A 20824-nucleotide genomic window follows, 5' to 3' on the forward strand; every position below is an offset into this window, starting at 1 on the left:
CCATACCCGTAACGGACCGGGCCTGGCCCGCGACCACCCCCGTACCACGCACGCCCGAGCGACCCCCAGGGACGACCGGGCGGGCGCCGCGGGAGCGTAGCGGCCTCTCCGTGCCGACAACCCAGAAGAGGTCTGATGGGATGACGGATAGCCGTCCGGTCCTGACGATGACCGGGATCAGCAAGTCCTTCCCCGGGGTGCGCGCACTCCACGACGTCAACTTCCGGCTCTTCCCCGGCGAGGTGCACGCCCTGATGGGCGAGAACGGCGCCGGCAAGTCGACTCTCATCAAGGTGCTGACCGGCGTCTACGACACCGACGCGGGCGCGATCACACTCGACGGTGACCCCGTGTCGTTCACCGGGCCGATGCAGGCGACCGCCGCCGGGGTGAGCACCGTCTTCCAGGAGGTCAACCTCTGCACCAACCTCTCGGTGGCGGAGAACATCTTCATCGGCCGTGAGCCTCGGCGCCTCGGCGCGGTCCACTGGGGCGAGGTCCGCCGTCGCGCCCGCGCCCTGCTGGCCCGCCTCGACCTCGACCTCGACGTCAGCGCGCCGCTCGGCTCGTACTCCCTGGCGATCCAGCAGATGGTCGCCATCGCCCGCGCCATCGACATCAAGGCGCGGGTCCTGATCCTGGACGAGCCGACGTCAAGCCTCGACGCCGGCGAGGTGGCGCAGCTGTTCCGCATCATGCGGCAACTGCGCGACGAGGGCATCGCCATCCTGTTCGTGACCCACTTCCTCGACCAGGTCTACGAGATCGCCGACCGGATCACCGTGCTGCGCAACGGCGGGCTCGTCGGCGAGTACCTCACCACCGCGCTGCCCCAGCTCTCCCTTGTGGAGAAGATGATCGGCAAGGAACTCGACGCCCTGGAGGGCATCGAGGAGCACTCCCGCCGGGACCTGGCCGCGATGGAGGAGGGCACCCCCCTGGTGGCGGTGTCGAACTTCGGTCGGACGGGCGCGGTCGAGCCGTTCAGCCTCACCATCCACGCCGGTGAGGTGGTGGGTCTGGCCGGCCTGCTGGGTTCGGGGCGTACCGAGGTGGCGCGGCTGCTGTTCGGCGCCGACCGGACCGACGGCGGTCAGGTCGCGATCGACGGCACGGCGAGCAGCCTGCGTACTCCCGCACAGGCCATCGACCACGGCGTCGGGTTCTGTTCGGAGAACCGCCGCGCGGAGGGCATCGTCGCCGACCTGTCGGTCCGGGAGAACATGATCCTCGCCATGCAGGCGGCCCGTGGCTGGCTGCGGCCCATTCCGCGTCGCCGCCAGGACGAGCTGGTCGACAGGTACGTCAAGGCCCTCAACATCCGGCCCGCGGACCCGGAGGTGCCGGTCGGCAACCTGTCCGGCGGCAACCAGCAGAAGGTGCTGCTGGCCCGGTGGCTGATCACCGAGCCACGGCTGCTGATCCTCGACGAGCCGACCCGGGGCATCGACATCGGCGCGAAGACCGAGATCCAGAAACTCGTGACGCAGCTGTCCGACGGTGGCATGGCCGTGCTGTTCATCTCCGCCGAGCTGGAGGAGGTGCTGCGCCTCAGCCACAAGGTGGCGGTGATGCGGGACCGGCAGATGGTCGCGCAGCTCGCCAACGACGACAGCCTCGACGCCGACCGCATCATGCAGACCATCGCCAGCGGATCCCACCGGGAGGAGGCAGACCGATGAACGCCACAATGAGCCGCTACCGGACGATTACCGGTCACCGGCTGTTCTGGCCCGCTGCCGTGCTGTTCGTCATGCTCGCCGCGAACACCATCTACCGCCCCGGGTTCCTGTCCATCGAGCTCAAGGACGGGCACCTCTACGGCTCGCCGATCGACATCCTGCGGTTGAGCGCGCCGCTGATCCTCGTCGCGCTGGGAATGACCCTGGTCATCTCGACCGGCGGCATCGACCTGTCGGTGGGATCGGTCTGTGCGATCAGCGGCGCGATCGCCTGCATGTACATCAGCAAGCAGTCCGACCAGAACAGCCTCGTCGTGGTGCTGACGGCCCTCGCGATGGCGTTGGGGGTCGCGCTCGTGCTCGGCGCCTGGAACGGGGTGCTGGTGGCCGTGATCGGGATCCAGCCGATCATCGCCACCCTGATCCTGATGGTGGCCGGCCGGGGTCTCGCCCAGCTGATCACCCAGGGCCAGATCATCACTATCAACTCCGAGCCGTTCCGGGCGATCGGGCTGGGCCACCTGCTCACCCTGCCGCTCGCCATCTTCATCGCCCTCGCCGCGGCACTCCTCGTCGCCGCGTTCACACGGCGTACCGCACTCGGGATGATCGTCGAGTCGGTGGGCGGTAACGCCGAGGCGAGCCGGTTGGCGGGCATCCGCTCCGGCCGGGTCATCTTCCTCGCGTACGTGCTCAGCGCCGCCTGCGCCGCGATCGCCGGTTTCATGATGACTGCCAACGTCTCGAGTGCCGACGGCAACGCGGTGGGCCTCTGGGTGGAGCTGGACGCCATCCTCGCCGTCGTCATCGGCGGTACGTCCCTCGCCGGTGGCCGGTTCTTCCTCAGCGGCACGATCATCGGCGCGCTGATCATCCAGACGCTGACCACCACCGTGTACGCCATGGACATCTCACCGCAGACCTCGCTGCTGTTCAAAGCGGTGGTCGTCATCGCCGTCTGCCTCATCCAGGCGCCGGCCTTCCGGGCCCGGTTCAGTCGCCGCAGGCGCACCGCACCGCCGCCCGCCGCCATCGCCGACAAGCCGAAGGAGCAGGTGCCGGCATGACCACTGGATTGCTCACCCCCGGCCGTACCCGGTTCCGGGTGCCGAGGAGGCAGATACCGGTCCTGGCGACGCTCGCCCTGCTGCTGGTGATGTACGGCATCGGCGTCTCGCAGTACACGGCGTTCTCCAACGTGCAGGTCATCTTCAACGTCTTCATCGACAACGGTTTCCTGCTCGTGGTCGCGATCGGGATGACCTTCGTGATCCTCACCGGCGGCATCGACCTGTCGGTCGGGTCCGTCGTCGCGATGACGGCGATGGTGTCGGCCTGGCTGCTCCAGGAGGGCCTACCGGCGGCCCTGGTGCTCGTCATCGCCCTGCTCATCGGGCCGACGCTCGGCCTGCTGATGGGCTGCGCCATCCACTTCTTCGACATCCAGCCGTTCATCGTCACGCTCGCCGGAATGTTCTTCGCCCGGGGGATGTGCACGTTCATCTCGGGCTCGTCGATCCCGATCACTGACGGGTTCTGGACCAGGATGTCGCAGGAACGGATCGGCGATCCCCGGGGCAACTTCGTCTCGATCAGCGTGTTGATCGCCTTCGTCGTGGTCGCCGTCGCCGCGTACACGCTGGCCTACACGCGGCTGGGGCGCAACGTGTACGCCATCGGCGGCAACCCCCAGTCGGCCCTTCTGATGGGTCTGCCGGTGGGACGGACCAGGATCGCCGTCTACACGATCAGTGGTCTGTGCTCGGCCATCGGCGGGATCCTGCTGTCCTTCTACACCCTCTCCGGCGCGCCGCTGATCGCCGTCGGGATGGAGCTGGACGTCATCGCCGCCGTCGTCATCGGTGGCACGGTGCTCACCGGCGGCGCGGGTTACGTCTTCGGCACGGTGCTCGGCGTCCTGGTCCTGGGCGTGATCCAGACCCTCATCACCTTCGACGGGAGTCTCAACTCCTGGTGGACCAAGATCGTGATCGGCGGTCTGCTCTTCGCGTTCATCCTCCTTCAGCGCCTCATCGGAATCCGTTACAAGTGACCGCCCCTCTCGCGGAAGGCAACTCCATGGCACCACACACCGCACCCGAGATCTGGTTCCTCACCGGCAGCCAGGGCATGTACGGCGAGGAGACGCTCCGGCAGGTCGCCGAGCAGTCCCGTCAGATCGCGGCCGCGCTCGACGACTCGCCGCAGATTCCGGCCCGGGTGGTCTGGAAGCCCGTCCTGACCAACAGCGGTGAGATCCTGCAGGTCTGTCGGGACGCCGCCGCCCAGGGCGCCATCGGGGTCATCGCCTGGATGCACACCTTCTCGCCGGCGAAGATGTGGATCGCCGGTCTCGACGCGTTGCAGACGCCGTTGCTGCACCTGCACACGCAGGCAAACGTCCTGCTGCCGTGGAACGACATCGACATGGACTTCATGAACCTGAACCAGGCCGCCCACGGCGACCGGGAGTTCGGGTACATCCAGACCCGTCTCGGTGTGGCCCGCAAGACGGTGGCCGGGCACGTCAGCGACCCGCGGGTGAGCGCCCGGGTCGGGGCGTGGGCCCGCGCGGCGCTCGGTTGGTCGGCGATGCGGTCGCTGCGCCTGGCCCGCTTCGGCGACAACATGCGCGACGTGGCGGTGACCGAGGGCGACAAGGTCGAGGCGGAGCTGCGGTTCGGGGTGTCGGTCAACACCTACGGCGTCAACGACCTGGTCGAGGTGGTCGGTCAGGTCACCGACGCGCAGGTGGACGACCTGGTCAAGGAGTACGAGGACACCTACCGGGTGGTGCCGAGTCTGGTCGCGGGCGGCGAGCAGCACGACTCCCTGCGGTACGCGGCCCGGCTGGAGCTGGGCATGCGTGCCTTCCTGGACGAGGGCGGGTTCCGGGCCTTCACCACCAACTTCGAGGACCTCGGCGGCCTGCGTCAGCTGCCCGGCATCGCCGTGCAGCGGCTGATGGCCGACGGGTACGGCTTCGGTGGCGAGGGCGACTGGAAGACCTCCGTGCTGGTGCACACCCTCAAGGCGATGTCGGTGGGCGTGGACGGCGGTACGTCGTTCATGGAGGACTACACCTACGACCTGACCCCCGGCGAGGAGCTGGTGCTGGGCGCCCACATGCTGGAGGTCTGCCCGACCATCGCGTCGGACGTGCCGAACGTGGAGATCCACCCGTTGAGCATCGGTGGGCGGGAGGATCCGGTCCGGCTCGTCTTCGACGCCGCGCCCGGTCCGGCGGTGGTGCTCGGTTTGGCCGACATGGGGGAGCGCTTCCGGCTGGTGGCCAACGAGATCGACGTGGTCGCGCCGCCGCAGCCGTTGCGCCGGCTGCCGGTGGCCCGCGCGGTCTGGCGGCCGCGCCCCGACCTGCCCGGCTCGGCGGAGGCGTGGATCACCGCCGGCGCGCCGCACCACACGGTGCTGTCCCAGGCGGTGGGTGTGGAGGAGCTGCACGACCTGGCCGAGATGAGCCGCACCGAGCTGGTGGTCATCGACGCCGACACCCGGCCCCGTCGCTTCGCCGACGAGATCCGGTGGAACCAGGCCTACTACCGGTTGGCCCGCGGCTTCTGACCGTCGCGGTCGGAGCGCCTCTTCTGACGGGTGGCCCGTCCCTGCTGCGAGCGGGGGCGGGCCACCCGTTCGCGCGTCCGCAGCACGACCGGGGGTCGACTGTGTTACGCCTTGACTAAGAGCATGTTATCGCTCACAGTCTATAGCCAAGATGGTCGATGTCTTCCGTTGGTCCGGCCCGGCATGTGTCCTCGCCCCTCGGTTCCGGCAGTTCGGTGCCGCAACCGCTAGGCGATCGGTGTTAGCGATCACATGATTGGGCCGTGGTCAGCTCGGTGCCCCGCCCGGCGCCGCGGACGCCGGCCCAGACCGCTCGGTTCGCGTCAGCAGAGGAGGATCATGCTTTCCATCGGTCGGGTTCCCCGCGGTGCGCCACGCCGGCGCGGGTGGATGTCGCGGCTCGTGGCCGCAGCGGCGGCGGTGCTGGTGGGCGGCGCGGTCGCGGCCGTCGCACCCACGGCCGCGTCGGCAGCGACTGTGGACACCAACGCGTGGTACGTGTTGGTCAACCGCAACAGCGGCAAGGCTCTGGACGTGTACAACCAGGCGACCAACGACGGCGCGCGGATCACCCAGTGGTCGCGTAACGACGGCGCCTGGCAGCAGTGGCAGTTCGTCGACTCCGGCGGTGGCTACTACCGGCTCAAGTCGCGGCACTCGGGCAAGGTGCTCGACGTCTACAACTTCTCCACAGCGAACGGCGCCTCGATCGTGCAGTGGGCGGACGGCAACGGGACCAACCAGCAGTTCCGGCTGGCCGACTCGGACAGCGGCTACATCCGGTTGATCAACCGCAACAGCAACAAGGCGATGGAGGTGCAGGGCGCCTCGACCGCCGACGGTGGCAACATCGTGCAGTACGACGACTGGGGCGGCAGCAACCAGCAGTGGCAGCTCGTCCCCGTCGGCGGCAGCAACCCGCCGCCGTCGAGCGGCACCTACACCAACCCGGTCATCTGGCAGGACTTCGCCGACGTCGACATCATCCGGGTGGACAACGCCTACTACATGTCGGCGTCCACCATGCACTACTCCCCGGGCGCGCCTGTGCTGCGCTCGTACGACCTGGTGAACTGGGAGTTCGCCGGGCACTCCGTACCCCGCCTCGAGTTCGGGTCGAAGTACGACATGAGTGGCGGCAACGCGTACGTCGACGGGATCTGGGCGTCGACGTTGAACTACCGGCCGAGCAACCGGACGTACTACTGGGCCGGGTGCATCGACTTCGCGCAGACCCACATCTACACCGCGTCCGCCGTCGACGGCACGTGGAGCAAGCACACCACCATCCCCAACTGCTACTACGACGCCGGGATGCTGATCGACGACAACGACACCATGTACGTGGCGTACGGCAACGGCACCATCAGCGTGGCGCAGCTGTCCGCCGACGGGAAGTCGCAGGTCCGCGCCCAGCAGGTGTACCAGACGCCGTCGAGCATCGGGACGCTGGAGGGCGCGCGCTTCTACAAGCGCAACGGCGCCTACTACATCTGGCTCACCCGCCCGGCCAACGGCCAGTACGTGCTGAAGTCGACGAACGGTCCCTTCGGCCCGTACGAGCAGCGTCAGGTGCTGCTCAACCTGCCCGGCCCGATCTCCGGCGGCGGTGTGCCGCACCAGGGTGGGCTGGTGCAGACCCAGAACGGCGACTGGTACTACATGTCCTTCGTCGACGCGTACCCCGGCGGTCGGATGCCCGCCATGGCCCCGATCACCTGGACCGGCGACGGTTGGCCAGTGCTCCAGACGGTCAACGGCGCGTGGGGCACCTCGTACCCGAAGCCGAACCTGCCGGCGCCGCCGCGCGCGGTGAAGCCACTCACCGGCAGCGACACGTTCGCCGGCACCACCCTCGGCCCGCAGTGGGAGTGGAACCACAACCCCGACAACAGCAAGTGGTCGGTGAACAACGGGCTCAACCTGCAGACCGCCACCGTCACCGGCGACCTCTACAAGGCGCGCAACACGTTGACGCACCGCATCCAGGGCCCGACCTCCACCGCCACCATCGAGTTGGACTACTCCACGATGCGCGACGGCGACCGCACCGGCCTGGCGGTGCTGCGCAACTCGTCGGCCTGGATCGGGGTACGGCGGGACAACGGCTCCACGCGTCTGGTCATGCAGAACGGCCTGACGATGGACGACAGCTGGAACACCACGAGCACCGGCAGCGAGGTGGCGAGCACCGCCGTCTCCGGTGGCCGGATCTGGTTGCGTGCCAACGCCGACATCAGACCCGGCTCCGGCCGGCAGGCTCGTTTCTCGTACAGCACCGACGGGGTCAACTTCACGTCGTTCGGCAACGCCCTGACCCTGGCGAACAACTGGCAGTTCTTCATGGGCTACCGGTTCGCCATCTTCAACCACGCCACGCAGGCGCTCGGTGGTGCCGTCACGGTGCGCCGATTCGACCTGACGACACCGTGACACCAGTCCCACACTGATCGGTCCACAGGTCACGAGGACAGCCCTGCGCCCCGTGCGCCGGGTGCGGTCCACGGCACCGCGTCACACAGTCGCCGGCCCTGCTCCCCGCCCTTTCCAGGGGCGTGGAGCGGGCCGGCGCTTCCGTTGCCGGTCCGGCGCGGGGCCGGGATGCCGCGTGCGCGACGGGAAGCCCGGCGCACGGCCAGCTCGGACCTTCCGTCCGCGCCGCATGGCCGAACCGTGTCGGAGGCCTTCGCTGGCGTAGACTGTCGGCGATCCAGCGCTGGTCACCTGGGATTCAGCACCGGCGTGGTGGCTGAGCGAGGGGATCGGGCCGGGCCGCTCCAGTCGACGTCGACGGGCTGCGGGCCGGAGACGTAGCGGGGGGAGTTAAATGGCCGTCCACGGTCCCGCGATGACGGACGTCGCTCGTCTCGCCGGTGTCTCCCATCAGACGGTGTCGCGGGTGCTCAACGGGCACCCCAACGTCCGCGAGCAGACCCGGCTGCGGGTGCGCGCGGCGATCGCCGAACTCGGCTACCGTCCGAACGGCGCGGCACGCGCGCTGGTGACCGGCCGGTCGCAGGTCATCGGTGTGGTCGCCCAGAACACCACGCTCTACGGTCCGGCCTCACTGCTTGCCGCGTTGGAGCAGACGGCCGCGGCGGAGGGTTTCGCGGTGAGCGTGGGCAGCGTCCGGAATTTGGACCACCGGTCCATCTCGGCGGCCGTCGAACGGCACCTGTCGCACCGCGTCGCCGGCATCGTGGTCATCGCGCCCGTCGAATCGGCCGGCGAGGCGCTGGAACGACTGCCCAAGGACGTCCCGTTGGTCACTGTCGACGGGGATCCGAGCCGGCCGGTGCCGCTTGTGACAGTCGACCAGGTGGCGGGCGCCCGAGCGGCGACGCAGCACCTGCTCGACGCGGGGCACCGCACCGTCTGGCACGTCTCCGGGCCGTCGGACTGGTTCGACAGCGTCGGCCGGGTCGACGGCTGGCGTGAGGCGTTGGTGGCCGCCGGGATCGACCCGCCGCCGCTGATGCACGGCGACTGGTCGGCCGCGTCGGGTTACCGCTGTGGGCAGATGCTCGCGCGGATGCCGGAGGTGACCGCGGTCTTCACCGCCAACGACCATCTCGCGTTGGGCGTGCTGCGGGCTCTGCACGAGTTCGGTAGGCGCGTGCCGGACGACATCAGTGTCGTCGGCTTCGACGACGTGCCGGAGGCCGCGTACTTCATTCCGCCGTTGACCACCGTCCGACCGGACTTCGACGCGGTGGCGCGGGCGAGCCTGCAGCTGCTGCTGAGGCAGATCGAGTCGGGCACCGGCGGGGCGTTGCGGCAGACCATCGCACCGGCCCTGGTCGCCCGCGACAGCGTCGCCCCACCACCCGCCTGACGGCGCCCGGGCGGTGTGCCCGTATTCGGGTCGGCCATCGTGCCGCTATGGCGTCCGTCGATGAGGGGTCAACCTACTCGATCGACGTATGACGATTCGATGCGGCGCAGGTATTGAACGACCTGAAATCCCGCCGTAACATGATGGCCGTCTCTGTTAGCGTTAACAACATTGGTGTCCGGCTATCAGTCCACGGGTCAGCGATCCCGGTCGCGGGGCGGGGCGCCACCGGCAAGGAGGCTCGATGAACCGCATCACCCGAGGTCGTCGGTGGGGAAGCGTACTGGCGGCGGGACTACTGCTGGCCGGCGCCCTCGTCGGCCTGCGCGCCCCGGCGGCGCAGGCGTTGGACAACGGGGTGGCCCGCACACCTCCGATGGGTTGGAACTCCTGGAACTCGTTCGGCTGCAACATCAACGAGGGGCTGATCCGACAGTCCGCCGACGCGATAGTCAGCAGCGGAATGCGGGATCTGGGCTACGAGTACGTAGTCGTCGACGACTGCTGGTTCAACCCGAACCGGGACTCCTCCGGCAACATCCAGGGGGACCCGACGCGGTTCCCCAGCGGGATGAAGGCGCTCGGCGACTACCTGCACGCCCGGGGCCTGAAGTTCGGTCTGTACCAGGTGCCTGTCGACAAGACCTGCGCGCAGTACTTCAACTCCTACCCGGGCGCCACCGGCAGCCGGGGCCACGAGGTGCAGGACGCCCGCCAGTTCGCCGCCTGGGGTGTCGACTTCCTCAAGTACGACTGGTGTTCGCCGGAGGGCAGCATCAACGACCAGGTGGCCACCTTCGCCAAGATGCGGGACGCGCTGGCGGCTACCGGCCGACCGATCGTGTACAGCATCAACCCGAACAGCATCCACGCCAAGACCGGCCCGCAGCGCAACTGGGGCGACGTGGCGAACATGTGGCGGACCACCGAGGACATCACCAACGCGTGGGACACCGGCCAGACCAACGGCTACCCGATGGGCATCCAGAACATCATCAACGTGACGGTTCCGCTGGCCTCGTACGCGCGCCCGGGTGGCTTCAACGACCCGGACATGATGGAGGTCGGTCGCGGCGGCATGAACGACACGGAGATGCGCAGCCACTTCGCGATGTGGGCGATCATGGCGTCTCCGCTGATCGCGGGCAACGACGTGCGGAACATGAACGCCGCGACGCAGGCAATCCTCAAGAACGCCAACCTGATCGCGATCAACCAGGACTCACTCGGGTTGCAGGGGACGCCTGTGTCGTTCGACGGTACGCGTCGGGTGCTGGCCAAGCGGCTCGCCAACGGTGACGTCGCGGTCGCGCTGTTCAACCAGGGCTCCTCGACGACGACGATTTCGACCACGGCCGCGGCGATTGGCAAGTCCGGGACGTCGTTCACGCTTGTCGACGCGTGGACCGGCGGCACCAGCTCCAGCAGCGGGACCATCAGCGCCAGCGTCCCCGCGCACGGCACTGTGGTGTACCGGGTCAGCGGTGGCGGCACCACGACCCCGCCCCCGACCACGTCAAGCGCCCTCGCCAGCGTCTCCTCCGGTCGCTGCCTGGACGTCCCGAACAGCAACACGGCAAACGGCACCCAGCCGGTCATCTGGGACTGCAACGGCGCCGCCAACCAGAGCTGGACGGTCAACGGGCAGACCCTGCAGTCCCTCGGCAAGTGCCTGGACGCTCCGCTCAACGCCACGGCCGGCGCCAAGGTGCAGATCTGGGACTGCAACGGTGGGGCCAACCAGCGGTGGAGCATCAACACCAACGGCACGATCAGCGCCGCGCAGTCCGGGCTCTGCCTGGACGTCAACAACAACGGCACGGCCAACGGCACCACGGTGATCCTCTGGACCTGCACCGCGGCGGCGAACCAACGGTGGACGCGGCGGTAGCCGGTCGGGTCCGCCGGCCGACCGGGCCCCGGCGGCCCACCTGACCCTCCGGCGGTGCGGGGTGCCCGCGGACGACGACGTCGTCCGCGGGCACCGCTCTGTGCGGGCCCCCGCGTGCGCCTCGGTGACCTGCGCTCCGCGTCGGTCGGCGCCGAAGTCGCTCTTGCGCGGACGCCTCCGTTACGAGACCGTGACACCGGTATTTCGGATCAAGTGTTGACGCACCCTATGTGAGCGCTAACACTACCCGAAAGGTGACAGTTGGCCCCGGCACTCGGCGGGGGAGTCCAGAGAGGAGAGGCCCGTGGGCAGGAGATTCCTGGTTGCTCTCGGCAGCGCGGCGCTGGCGCTAAGCCTGGCGGCATGCAGTGGCGAGGGCGCCGGCAGTGGTGGCGACAAGAGCGGGGACAAGCCCGCCGACCTGACCATCGGCGTCTCGATGCCGACCCAGACCTCCGAGCGGTGGATCGCCGACGGCAACGCCGTGAAGCAGAAGCTGGAGGCCAAGGGCTACAAGGTCGAGCTCCAGTACGCCGGAGACGACATCCCCACCCAGTCCCAGCAGGTCGACCAGATGATCACCCAGGGCGCCGACGTCCTGGTCATCGCCGCGATCGACGGCACGGCTCTCAACAGCCAGCTCCAGGCCGCCGCCGACGCGAAGATCCCGGTCATCTCGTACGACCGGCTGATCCGCGGCAGCAAGAACGTCGACTTCTACGTCAGCTTCGACAACTACAAGGTCGGCGTCGCCCAGGCCACCTCCCTGCTCGTCGGTCTCGGCCTGCAGAACAAGGACGGCTCGAAGGGCACGGCCAAGGGTCCGTTCAACGTCGAGCTGTTCGCCGGCTCGCTCGACGACAACAACACGCAGTACTTCTTCGGCGGCGCGATGGACACGCTGAAGCCGTTCATCGATGCCGGCACGCTGAAGGTCAAGTCGGGCCAGACCAAGATCGAGCAGGTCGCCATCCTGCGGTGGCAGCAGGAGACCGCGCAGAAGCGCATGGAGGACCTGCTCACCTCCAGCTACAACGACGGCGCCAAGGTCGACGGCGTGCTGTCGCCGTACGACGGCATCTCCCGGGGCATCATCACCGCCCTGCAGAACGCCGGCTACGGCAGCGCCAGCAAGAAGATCCCGGTGGTCACCGGCCAGGACGCGGAGATCGCCTCGATCAAGCTGATCAACGACGGCGTGCAGAACTCCACGGTCTTCAAGGACACCCGTCTGCTCGCCGAGCAGGCCGTGAACGCGGCCGAGGCGTTCCTGCAGAAGAAGCAGCCGCAGGCCAACGACACGAAGACGTACGACAACGGCGTCAAGGTCGTCCCGGCGTACCTGCTACCGATCGCGACCGTCTACAAGGACGACATCAAGGCTACGCTGATCGACTCCGGCTACTGGACGGCGGACGAGGTCGCCGCCGGTCAGGCCAAGAAGTAAGCCCGTCGTCGGGCCCGACGGTGACCGTCGGGCCCGACGCCGTGGCGTACCGCGTCCGACCTGACAGAGGACAGTGACAATGGACGACACCATCCTCGAGATGCGCCGCATCACGAAGACCTTCCCCGGGGTGACCGCGCTGGAGGACGTCTCCCTCTCGGTGCGCCGGGGAGAGATCCACGCCATCTGCGGTGAGAACGGCGCCGGAAAGTCCACCCTGATGAAGGTGCTCTCCGGCGTACACCCGACCGGCTCCTACGACGGCGAGATCCTGTTCGACGGCAAGCCTGTGCAGTTCCGGGGCATCCGCGACAGCGAAGCCGACGGCATCGTCATCATCCACCAGGAGCTCGCCCTGGTGCCGTACCTGTCGATCGCGGAGAACATCTTCCTGGGCAACGAGCGGCGCGGTCGCGGTGGGCTCATCGACTGGAACCGGGCCAACGCCGAGGCGGCGCAGCTGCTGGCGTCCGTGGGGCTGCACGAGAACCCGGTGACCCCGGTCATCCAGCTCGGCGTGGGCAAGCAGCAACTGGTGGAGATCGCCAAGGCGCTGTCGAAGAAGGTGCGCCTGCTCATCCTCGACGAGCCAACCGCCGCCCTCAACGACGTCGACTCCGCCCACCTGCTCGACCTGCTGCGGCAGCTGCGCGACAGGGGCATCACCTGCATCATGATCTCGCACAAGCTCAACGAGATCACCGCCATCGCCGACTCGACCACGGTCATCCGGGACGGACGCACGGTGGAGACCCTCGACATGAAAGCCGGCGAGGTGACCCAGCAACGGATCATCCGCGGCATGGTCGGACGCGACCTGGACAGCTTCTACCCGGACCGGGAGTCGTCCCCCGGCGAGGAGGTCCTGCGCATCGAGGACTGGACGGTGCGTCACCCCGTCCAGGACCGCAAGGTCGTCGAGGGTGTCGGCCTGTCCGTGCGCGCCGGCGAGGTCGTCGGCATCGCCGGTCTCATGGGGGCCGGGCGCACCGAGCTGGCGATGAGCGTGTTCGGCAGGTCGTACGGGCGGGACATCAGCGGCCGGCTCTTCGTGCGCGGACGCGAGGTGCAGGCCCGTACCGTCGCCGAGGCGATCGACAACGGCATCGCGTACGTCACCGAGGACCGCAAGCGGTACGGCCTCAACCTGATCGACGACGTGCGCCGTAACGTCTCGGCCGCCGCGCTGGACCGGCTGGCCCGGCTGGGCTGGGTGAACGGCAACGAGGAGATCAAGGTCGCCGAGACGAGCCGGCGGGAGATGAACATCAGGACCACGAGCGTCATGGCGGTGGTAGGCAAGCTCTCCGGCGGCAACCAGCAGAAGGTCGTGCTGTCGAAGTGGCTGTTCACCGACCCGGACGTGCTGATCCTGGACGAGCCCACACGTGGGATCGACGTCGGCGCCAAGTACGAGATCTACACGATCATCAATCGGCTGGTGGCCGCCGGTAAGGCGGTGATCGTCATCTCTTCGGAGCTGCCGGAGCTGCTCGGGATGTGCGACCGGATCTACACCCTCGCCGGCGGCCGGATCACCGGTGAGGTGCCGGTGGGCGAGGCGACCCAGGAGAGCCTCATGGAGCTGATGACCAAGGACAAGGAGCTCGTCGGATGACAAGCATCAAGACCCCTCCGGCGGAGCGCCCGACGCCCTCGGACAGCACACCAGCCGCCGCCCTGCACACGGGGACGAGCGACCTGCGGGCGTTGGTGTTGAACAACCTGCGGCAGAGCGGGATCTACGTCGCGCTTGTCGTCATCGTGGCGCTCTTCGCGATCCTGACCGACGGGGTGTCGCTGAGCCCCGGGAACATCACGAACATCGTCCTTCAGTACTCGTACATCCTGGTCCTCGCGATCGGGATGGTCATCCTGATCATCGGCGGGCACATCGACCTGTCGGTGGGGTCGGTCGTCGCGCTGACCGGGGCGGTCTCCGCCGTCCTGGTGATCCAGCAGGGCCACCCGTGGTGGATCGGCGTGCTGGCCGCCCTGGCAGTCGGCGTGGCAGTCGGCGCGTGGCACGGCTTCTGGGTGGCATACGCCGGCATCCCGGCGTTCATCGTGACCCTCGCCGGGATGCTGCTGTTCCGCGGCCTCACCCTGCGGGTGCTCGACAACATCTCGCTGTCGCCGTTCCCGGGCGAGTACCAGCGCGTCGCGGCGGGTTTCCTCAACGGACTGCTCGGCGGCAACGGCTTCGACGCGTTCACACTGCTGATCGGCGCCGTCGCGGTGGCCGGCTACGCGGTGAGCGGGTTCCGCACCCGGGTCGCCCGCATCCGCTACCAGCAGCCCGTCGAGTCGTTCCCGCTGTTCGTCGCCCGGGTCGTCGCGGTCGGCGCGGTCATCATGTACTTCGCCTGGCAGTTGGCGCACGCCCGTGGTCTGCCGATCGTGCTGATCATCCTGGCGGTGCTGGTCCTGGTCTACGGCCTGCTCACCCGGCGTACCGTCTTCGGCCGTCAGGTGTACGCGATCGGCGGCAACCTCTCCGCGGCGGCGCTGTCGGGCGTGAAGGTCCGCACCGTCAACTTCTGGATGTTCGTCAACATGGGCTTCCTGGCGGCGGTGGCCGGTGTCATCTACTCGTCGCGGTCCAACGGCGCCCAGCCGGCAGCCGGCAACATGTTCGAGCTGGACGCGATCGCGGCGGCCTTCATCGGCGGCGCGGCGGTCACCGGTGGCGTGGGCACGGTCGTCGGCGCGATGGTCGGTGGTCTGATCATGGCGGTGATGAGCAACGGCATGCAGCTGATGGGCGTCGACCAGTCGACCCAATCGGTGGTCAAGGGGCTCGTGCTGCTGGTGGCCGTCGCCTTCGACGTCTACAACAAGCGCCGCGCCGGCTCGGCCCGCTGACGTCGGCACCGCACGTCCGTGCCCCCTGCCCGTCGTTCGGGCAGGGGGCACGCGTCGTGTCGGGCGGTCAGTGGCAGGTGGCGGTGCCGCTGTCGGTGTACGTCTGGCCGGCGACCGGCACGAACTGCCAGTCGTAGCTGCCGGCGTGCAGGGTGAACTTCAGGACCCCGTACGCCGAGCTGTTGCGTGCCTCGCTGTTGGGCTGGATGGTGCCGAAGCCGTAGTGGCTCGCACCGCCCATCCCGGCCACGAAGCTGCGCATGCCCCGGGTGGCGTCGGCCCCGCCGGCCGGGTTCATCGGGGCGAACCGCTCGTACACGTGGTTGTGGCCCCACACCACGACGTCGGCGTTGTAGTCGTAGAGCGCCTGGTAGAGCGGGCGTGTCGACGTCGACGGCGCGTGGTTGGAGCTGGACGTGAACAGCGGGTGGTGCCAGTACGCCAGCGTGCACGGCTTGCCGCTGGCGGCCAGGTCCGCGCGCAGCCACTGCTCCTGCGCCGACCCGGCGGACATGCTGATGTTGGAGTTCAACGACACGATGTGCCAGTTGCCGAGGTCGAAGGAGTAGTAGCCGCGACCGCTCGGGCCGGCGGCCGTACCGAAGTAGCTGTAGTAGCCGGTCGCGCCCGAGGTGTTGTAGTCGTGGTTGCCTGGCGACGGGCGGGTGCGTGCCTTGTGCCGACCCCAGGTGGGCTCGTAGTAGCTGGCGAACTGCGACGCGGTGCCGTTGTCGTACACGTTGTCGCCGGTGGTGAAGACGGTGCCGGGGATGCTGTCCAGCAGCGCGGCGGTGGCGGTGTCGCCGGAGCCGGAGTTGGCGATGTCGCCGGCGCCCACGAAGACCGGGTCACCTGACGTCGGCGGCGTGGTGGTCCCGGTGGTGACCACCAGTTGCGGCGCGTCCGCTCCGCTCTCACGGGTGCCGTAGTAGGCGCCGTCGCCGCTGGTCGAGGTCGCGCCGAAGCTGTACGTGCCGTTGCCGGTGACCGCGGCGGTGACGTCGACCTCGTACCAGCCGGCGCCGCTGACCGCTCCGATCGAGCCGAGTGTGGCGCCGTCGATGGTCGGCTGGTTGCTCCAGGTGGTGCCGGTCTCCGACCAGGTCGTGTTGGACATCCGCCGGAACGTGCCGCCGGCGTCGCTGCCGTCGTTGCCGCTGATCGTGCGCAGTCGCAGCTTCGCGCTGGTCACCGTGCCGCTGACCCCGCTGACCGTGAAGCGCAGGAACGAGCGCCGCACCGGCGAGTTGTCCACCACGAGCTGCGCGGAGGTGCCGTAGTTGGTGGACGCCGTGTCGCTCTGGACGTAGGTGTCCGCGACCGGCGTGAACGTCACGCTCGCGGCCGAAGCCGCGCCCGCTCCGGTCACGACGACGGCGGCCGTCGAGGCGAGCAGTACCGCGACCACCCCCACCGTCACCGACGGGCGGGGAAATCGAATGTCCATGCAGGACTCCTTCGCTACGGGTGTGAGGCGCAAGGAATGTAGGAAGGTCGATCGGCCGGCGCACTACGCGTGGGTGAACAGTGCGTCCCGCCAGGCGAACACCTCGGTGTTCGGCGAGCGTTCACCCGCCGCACGCCCGGCCGTCACGCGCCCTCCCTTGTGGCCGGTCGGACCGGTTCCGCACGATGGCTGACCGTCAGTCGTCGATCCGAGGAGATGCTCGTGTACCTGTCGACCGTCTCCCGACCGGTCACCGATCCGTCCGGGCCACGACGCCGACGGCTCGCCATGGTCGGTGGCAACGTCGTCGCGTTGGGCACGGTCAGCCTGATCACCGATGTCTCCGCCGAGATGGTCGCCGCCGTCCTGCCGCTCTACCTGGTGCTGGGACTGCACCTGAGCCCGGTGGCGTTCGGTGTGCTCGACGGCGTCCACACCGGCGCCACGGCACTGCTGCGGGTCGTCGGTGGATTCGTCGCCGACCGGTTCCGGCGTCGTAAGCTGATCGCGGGCACCGGCTACGCGCTCTCGGCGGTCGCCAAGCTCGGCCTGCTGCTCGCCGGCCGTTCGGTGCCGGCGATCGGCGCCGTCATCGCCGTCGACCGGCTCGGCAAGGGGATCCGCAGCGCGCCCCGCGACGCGCTGATCACGCTCTCCACCCCACCCGAGGCGCTTGGGCGCGCGTTCGGGGTGCACCGGGCCATGGACAGCGTCGGCGCGTTCCTCGGCCCGCTCGCCGCGTTCGCGGTCCTGCTGGCCGTCGGGCAGTCGTACGACGCGGTGTTCGTCACCAGTTTCTGCGTCGCCGCCCTGGCCGTCGTCGTGCTCGTGCTGTTCGTCAGGGAGCGGCCGTCCGGTGTGCCGACCGACGGGCCGGACGACCCGAGGGTCTCCGTCGGCGAGGCGTTCGGACTGCTGCGCAGCCGGCCGGCGCGCCGCCTCGTGCTGGCGGCGGCGCTGCTCGGCCTGTCCACCATCGGCGACGGGTTCGTCTACCTGCTGCTGCAACGGCGCGAGGACCTCGGTCTGCGCTGGTTCCCGCTCCTCGCGGTCGGCACCAGCCTGGCGTACCTGCTGCTCGCCGCGCCCCTCGGGGTGCTGGCCGACCGAATCGGCAGGCTGCCGGTGGTGGTGGGCGGATACGCGGCACTCGGCGTGACGTACCTGCTGCTGTCCACGCCGACGCACGGCTGGCCGGGGCTCGCGGTGACGCTTGCGCTGTACGGGACGTTCTACGCGGCCACCGACGGAGTGCTCATCGCGCTCGCCGGTCCGGTGCTGCCGGCGCGACTGCGCACCACCGGGATCGCCCTCGTGCAGACCGGGCAGGCGCTGGCGTACCTCGTCTCCTCGATCCTGTTCGGCCTGGCCTGGCAGGCGTGGGGGCCGCAGACCGCGGTCCGGGCCGCGGCCCTCGCGGTCGGCGTCGTTCTCGTCGGCACGCTCCTCCTGCTCGCCTCGCCGTCCCGTCCCGTTGCCCGGAGGGTCTCCCGATGACCACGATGTCGACCCGCGCGAAGATCGCCGTGGTGACCGCCTCGGCCGTGCTGCTGGGCGCGGCGGCGGCCGGCTACGCCGCCACGGCGGCGGAACCGACCCGGACCCCGCCGCCGGCCAGCGGCGAGCGGGCCGTCACCCTCGCGCCCGGTCCGCGCCTGCTGGCCATCACCGACAGGTACGTCTCCGCTGTCGACGCGACCGAGCCCGACGGGCCGCGCACCGTGTCCGCTCTGGAGTGCCTACGCGTGTACGCCGCCGCCGGCACCGGTGTCTGCCTGCGACCGGAGACCGCCTGGTCGTACCAGGTGGTCGTGCTCGACGCCGCGCTGCGTCAGACACGGGCACTGAGCGTGCCGGGCCTGCCAAACCGGGCCCGTGTCTCGGCGTCCGGGCGGATGGTCTCCTGGACGACGTTCGTGGGCGGCGACTCCTACACCGCGAGCGGCTTCTCCACCCGCACCGGAATCCTCGACACCGTCACCGGTGCGAGGGTGCAGTCGCTCGAGGGGTTCGCGATCACGCGGGACGGCAGGGCCTACCGCAACGCCGACGTCAACTACTGGGGCGTCACCTTCACCGCCGACGACAACCGCTTCTACGCGACCCTGTCGACCCAGGGACGGCGCTACCTCGTGCGGGGCGACCTCGCCGCCCGGACCGTGGAAACCGTGAAGGAGAACGTCGAGTGCCCGTCGCTGTCGCCCGACGGCACGCGACTGGCCTTCAAGGAGGCGATCGACGCCGACCCGGCGAAGGGCTGGCGGCTGTCGGTCCTCGACCTGGCGAGCATGCGGGTGACCGCGACGGCCGAGACGTCGAGCGTCGACGACCAGGCCGCCTGGCTGGACGGCGCGACGCTCGCCTACACGCTTCGCGTAAGTGACGGCCGGCCGGACGTGTGGAGCGTCCCGGCGGACGGGTCCGGTACGCCGACGCTCCTGATCCCCGGCGCGGAGTCGCCCTCGCCGCTCACCTGACGGTCACAAGGCTCCTCGGCCTCGGGGCGACCAACTCCACCTGGCTCGTCCCGGCCGACGAACTGCCGACGAAAGGCTCGGGCCGCCACCGGGCCCCGGCGGGGTGACCGGGATCGGGGAAACGGGCCGCGTCTCGCGTTCGGAGGCGCGGCCCGTACGCGTCGAGGAGGTCACGCCGGGACTCATCCTCGCCCACTCCCGGCGCGGTCCGAGGGGTCGGGCCCGCAATAGCGGAGATGTAGAAAACTTTCGATGTGTGCATTGACTTCCGGTGGTTTACTACACAACAATCACCGTCAATATTCACACCTGTCTCTTTCAAGGTCACGCCAGCGGCCGTCGGCTCTCCGTCGCCCCGGCCTGAACCCGCCGCACCGAAAGTGAGGGCACGATGAGACACAGCCGACGACTGGTCGGCGGCGCTGCCGCCGCCCTGTTGATGCTCACCAGTCTGATCGGGGCGACACCCGGCGCCGCCTCGGCGGCGCCCGTCACCTCCACGCTCACCGCCGCGGTAACCGCCAAACTGCTCGGCGCGGCCGAACTGTCCACGTCCGCCGCGCGACCGGAAACCCGGGTCACCGTCAGTCGCACCAGCGGCCGGTGGGCGTTCGGCACCGCTGTCGCCCTCGCGCCCCGACAGGAGGACGCCCACCCGACCGGCTCGGTCTTCATCGCCCGGTCCGAGCCCACCGGCTGGCGGGTCGCCTTCGACGGCGAGGCCACCTTCGCCGCGCTTGCCGCCGAATCGCCACTGGTGAGCAACCAGGAGAGGGGCGTGCTCACCGCCACCCCCACCCCGCTCTACGCGGGCGGGGACTTCCGCACCGGGATGGCCCTGCCGTTCGGCGTGGGCCAGACGTGGACGCTCACCAGCGGCCCGCACGGCTGGGGCGGAACCGAGTGGCCGTACAGCTCGGTCGACCTGGCCGGTGGTGACCAGGTGGTCCGCGCCGCCCGCGCCGGCACGGCGTACACGATGTGTCAGGGATGGATCCGGGTCATCCACGACCGGGGCTATTCGACCGACTACTACCACCTGTGGAACAGCATCTCCGTCAACGGCCTCGGCGTCGGCCAGGGCGCCGTGCTGGGCAACACCGGCACCGACGTCACCTGCGGCGGGGCGGCGTACGGCCGGCACGTGCACTTCGGGCTGCGGCAGAACAGCGCGTACGTGCCGATCGCCGACCACGACATCGGAAAGTGGGTGCTGGCCAACGGGTCCGCCGCGTACCAGGGCGGGGCGCGGCACGGTTCGGCCTGGGCCGGCGTCGGCGGCGGCCTGTACAACTACGGCGCGCTCGGCTTCAACCAGGCGGTCGTCGACGCGAACGGCGGCGGAGCGCTCACCCGACGTGCCGGGCCGGGCAGCGGCTACGGCTCGCTCGGTTCACTAGGCGACGGCGCGACAGTCACCGTCTCCTGCTCCGCCAACGGGACCTCGCACACCGGGCGGTACGGCACCACGGCGCTCTGGGACCGCCTGAGCGACGGCAGTTGGGTGTCCGACGCGTACCTGTGGACCGGCGTGAACGGTCCGGTCAACGGCTGGTGCTGACGAGTTCGACCGCCGGGGTGGGTGGTCGACCGGCCGC

The 20824-nt window shown here is 69.4% G+C and carries 14 protein-coding genes; 13 read left to right on the top strand and 1 reads right to left on the bottom strand.

The features are described 5' to 3' along the window. The first annotated feature begins 140 nt into the window (after positions 1-140). The 10 genes from ACFY1S_RS07050 to mmsB all read left to right on the top strand — a co-directional run bounded on the left by ACFY1S_RS07050 (position 141) and on the right by mmsB (position 15302). The gene (locus tag ACFY1S_RS07050) at positions 141-1682 is read left to right on the top strand and encodes a sugar ABC transporter ATP-binding protein (protein WP_387113618.1); all 1542 of its coding nucleotides are present in this window, start codon (positions 141-143) and stop codon (positions 1680-1682) included. Beyond that, positions 1679-2749, top strand: coding sequence for an ABC transporter permease (locus ACFY1S_RS07055; protein WP_364376109.1), 1071 nt, complete (start codon positions 1679-1681; stop codon positions 2747-2749). The genes ACFY1S_RS07050 and ACFY1S_RS07055 overlap by 4 nt, the downstream gene beginning before the upstream one ends. After that, complete coding sequence (gene yjfF / locus ACFY1S_RS07060; protein WP_387113621.1) at positions 2746-3735, top strand: galactofuranose ABC transporter, permease protein YjfF; 990 nt, start codon at positions 2746-2748, stop codon at positions 3733-3735. The genes ACFY1S_RS07055 and yjfF overlap by 4 nt, the downstream gene beginning before the upstream one ends. A 26-nt stretch (positions 3736-3761) precedes the next feature. Next, positions 3762-5264: an L-arabinose isomerase gene (gene araA / locus ACFY1S_RS07065; protein WP_387113623.1), complete on the top strand. Its 1503-nt coding sequence runs from the start codon at positions 3762-3764 to the stop codon at positions 5262-5264. Between the two features lie 339 nt (positions 5265-5603). After that, entirely contained in the window at positions 5604-7697 is a 2094-nt protein-coding gene (locus tag ACFY1S_RS07070) for a family 43 glycosylhydrolase (protein ID WP_387113625.1), read from the top strand. A 415-nt stretch (positions 7698-8112) separates the two neighbouring features. Next, entirely contained in the window at positions 8113-9099 is a 987-nt protein-coding gene (locus tag ACFY1S_RS07075) for a LacI family DNA-binding transcriptional regulator (protein ID WP_387113627.1), read from the top strand. Between the two features lie 244 nt (positions 9100-9343). Beyond that, positions 9344-10990 (top strand): glycoside hydrolase family 27 protein, encoded by a 1647-nt coding sequence (locus tag ACFY1S_RS07080; protein WP_387113629.1) that lies wholly within the window; start codon positions 9344-9346, stop codon positions 10988-10990. Positions 10991-11294: 304 nt separating this feature from the next. Then, positions 11295-12437, top strand: a complete 1143-nt coding sequence (gene chvE, locus ACFY1S_RS07085; RefSeq protein ID WP_364376091.1) for a multiple monosaccharide ABC transporter substrate-binding protein — start codon at positions 11295-11297, stop codon at positions 12435-12437. Between the two features lie 79 nt (positions 12438-12516). Then, positions 12517-14055 (top strand): multiple monosaccharide ABC transporter ATP-binding protein, encoded by a 1539-nt coding sequence (mmsA, locus tag ACFY1S_RS07090; protein ID WP_364372072.1) that lies wholly within the window; start codon positions 12517-12519, stop codon positions 14053-14055. Continuing rightward, entirely contained in the window at positions 14052-15302 is a 1251-nt protein-coding gene (mmsB, locus tag ACFY1S_RS07095) for a multiple monosaccharide ABC transporter permease (protein ID WP_387113632.1), read from the top strand. Before mmsA ends, mmsB begins: the two co-directional genes overlap by 4 nt. Before the next feature lie 67 nt (positions 15303-15369). On the opposite strand, the gene ACFY1S_RS07100 is transcribed toward mmsB, so the two are convergent. After that, the gene (locus tag ACFY1S_RS07100) at positions 15370-16749 is read right to left on the bottom strand and encodes a DNRLRE domain-containing protein (protein WP_387113634.1); all 1380 of its coding nucleotides are present in this window, start codon (positions 16747-16749) and stop codon (positions 15370-15372) included. Between the two features lie 222 nt (positions 16750-16971). Between ACFY1S_RS07100 and ACFY1S_RS07105 the strand changes: the two genes are divergently transcribed. The 3 genes from ACFY1S_RS07105 to ACFY1S_RS07115 all read left to right on the top strand — a co-directional run bounded on the left by ACFY1S_RS07105 (position 16972) and on the right by ACFY1S_RS07115 (position 20787). After that, positions 16972-18246: an MFS transporter gene (locus tag ACFY1S_RS07105; protein WP_387113636.1), complete on the top strand. Its 1275-nt coding sequence runs from the start codon at positions 16972-16974 to the stop codon at positions 18244-18246. Further along, the gene (locus tag ACFY1S_RS07110) at positions 18243-19226 is read left to right on the top strand and encodes a TolB family protein (RefSeq protein ID WP_387113638.1); all 984 of its coding nucleotides are present in this window, start codon (positions 18243-18245) and stop codon (positions 19224-19226) included. Before ACFY1S_RS07105 ends, ACFY1S_RS07110 begins: the two co-directional genes overlap by 4 nt. A gap of 391 nt (positions 19227-19617) precedes the next feature. Further along, positions 19618-20787, top strand: coding sequence for a peptidase M23 (locus ACFY1S_RS07115; RefSeq protein WP_387113640.1), 1170 nt, complete (start codon positions 19618-19620; stop codon positions 20785-20787). Positions 20788-20824 lie beyond the last annotated feature (37 nt).

Origin of the sequence: Micromonospora sp. NPDC000663, assembly GCF_042898105.1 — a bacterium.
Taxonomy (GTDB): domain Bacteria; phylum Actinomycetota; class Actinomycetes; order Mycobacteriales; family Micromonosporaceae; genus Micromonospora.

Bases quoted from the DNA above. Each gene is read 5' to 3' on its own strand.
- ACFY1S_RS07050 (WP_387113618.1), top strand. From the start codon at position 141: ATGACGGATAGCCGTCCGGTCCTGACGATGACCGGGATCAGCAAGTCC.
- ACFY1S_RS07055 (WP_364376109.1), top strand. From the start codon at position 1,679: ATGAACGCCACAATGAGCCGCTACCGGACGATTACCGGTCACCGGCTG.
- yjfF (WP_387113621.1), top strand. From the start codon at position 2,746: ATGACCACTGGATTGCTCACCCCCGGCCGTACCCGGTTCCGGGTGCCG.
- araA (WP_387113623.1), top strand. From the start codon at position 3,762: ATGGCACCACACACCGCACCCGAGATCTGGTTCCTCACCGGCAGCCAG.
- ACFY1S_RS07070 (WP_387113625.1), top strand. From the start codon at position 5,604: ATGCTTTCCATCGGTCGGGTTCCCCGCGGTGCGCCACGCCGGCGCGGG.
- ACFY1S_RS07075 (WP_387113627.1), top strand. From the start codon at position 8,113: ATGACGGACGTCGCTCGTCTCGCCGGTGTCTCCCATCAGACGGTGTCG.
- ACFY1S_RS07080 (WP_387113629.1), top strand. From the start codon at position 9,344: ATGAACCGCATCACCCGAGGTCGTCGGTGGGGAAGCGTACTGGCGGCG.
- mmsA (WP_364372072.1), top strand. From the start codon at position 12,517: ATGGACGACACCATCCTCGAGATGCGCCGCATCACGAAGACCTTCCCC.
- mmsB (WP_387113632.1), top strand. From the start codon at position 14,052: ATGACAAGCATCAAGACCCCTCCGGCGGAGCGCCCGACGCCCTCGGAC.
- ACFY1S_RS07100 (WP_387113634.1), bottom strand. From the start codon at position 16,749: ATGGACATTCGATTTCCCCGCCCGTCGGTGACGGTGGGGGTGGTCGCG.
- ACFY1S_RS07110 (WP_387113638.1), top strand. From the start codon at position 18,243: ATGACCACGATGTCGACCCGCGCGAAGATCGCCGTGGTGACCGCCTCG.
- ACFY1S_RS07115 (WP_387113640.1), top strand. From the start codon at position 19,618: ATGAGACACAGCCGACGACTGGTCGGCGGCGCTGCCGCCGCCCTGTTG.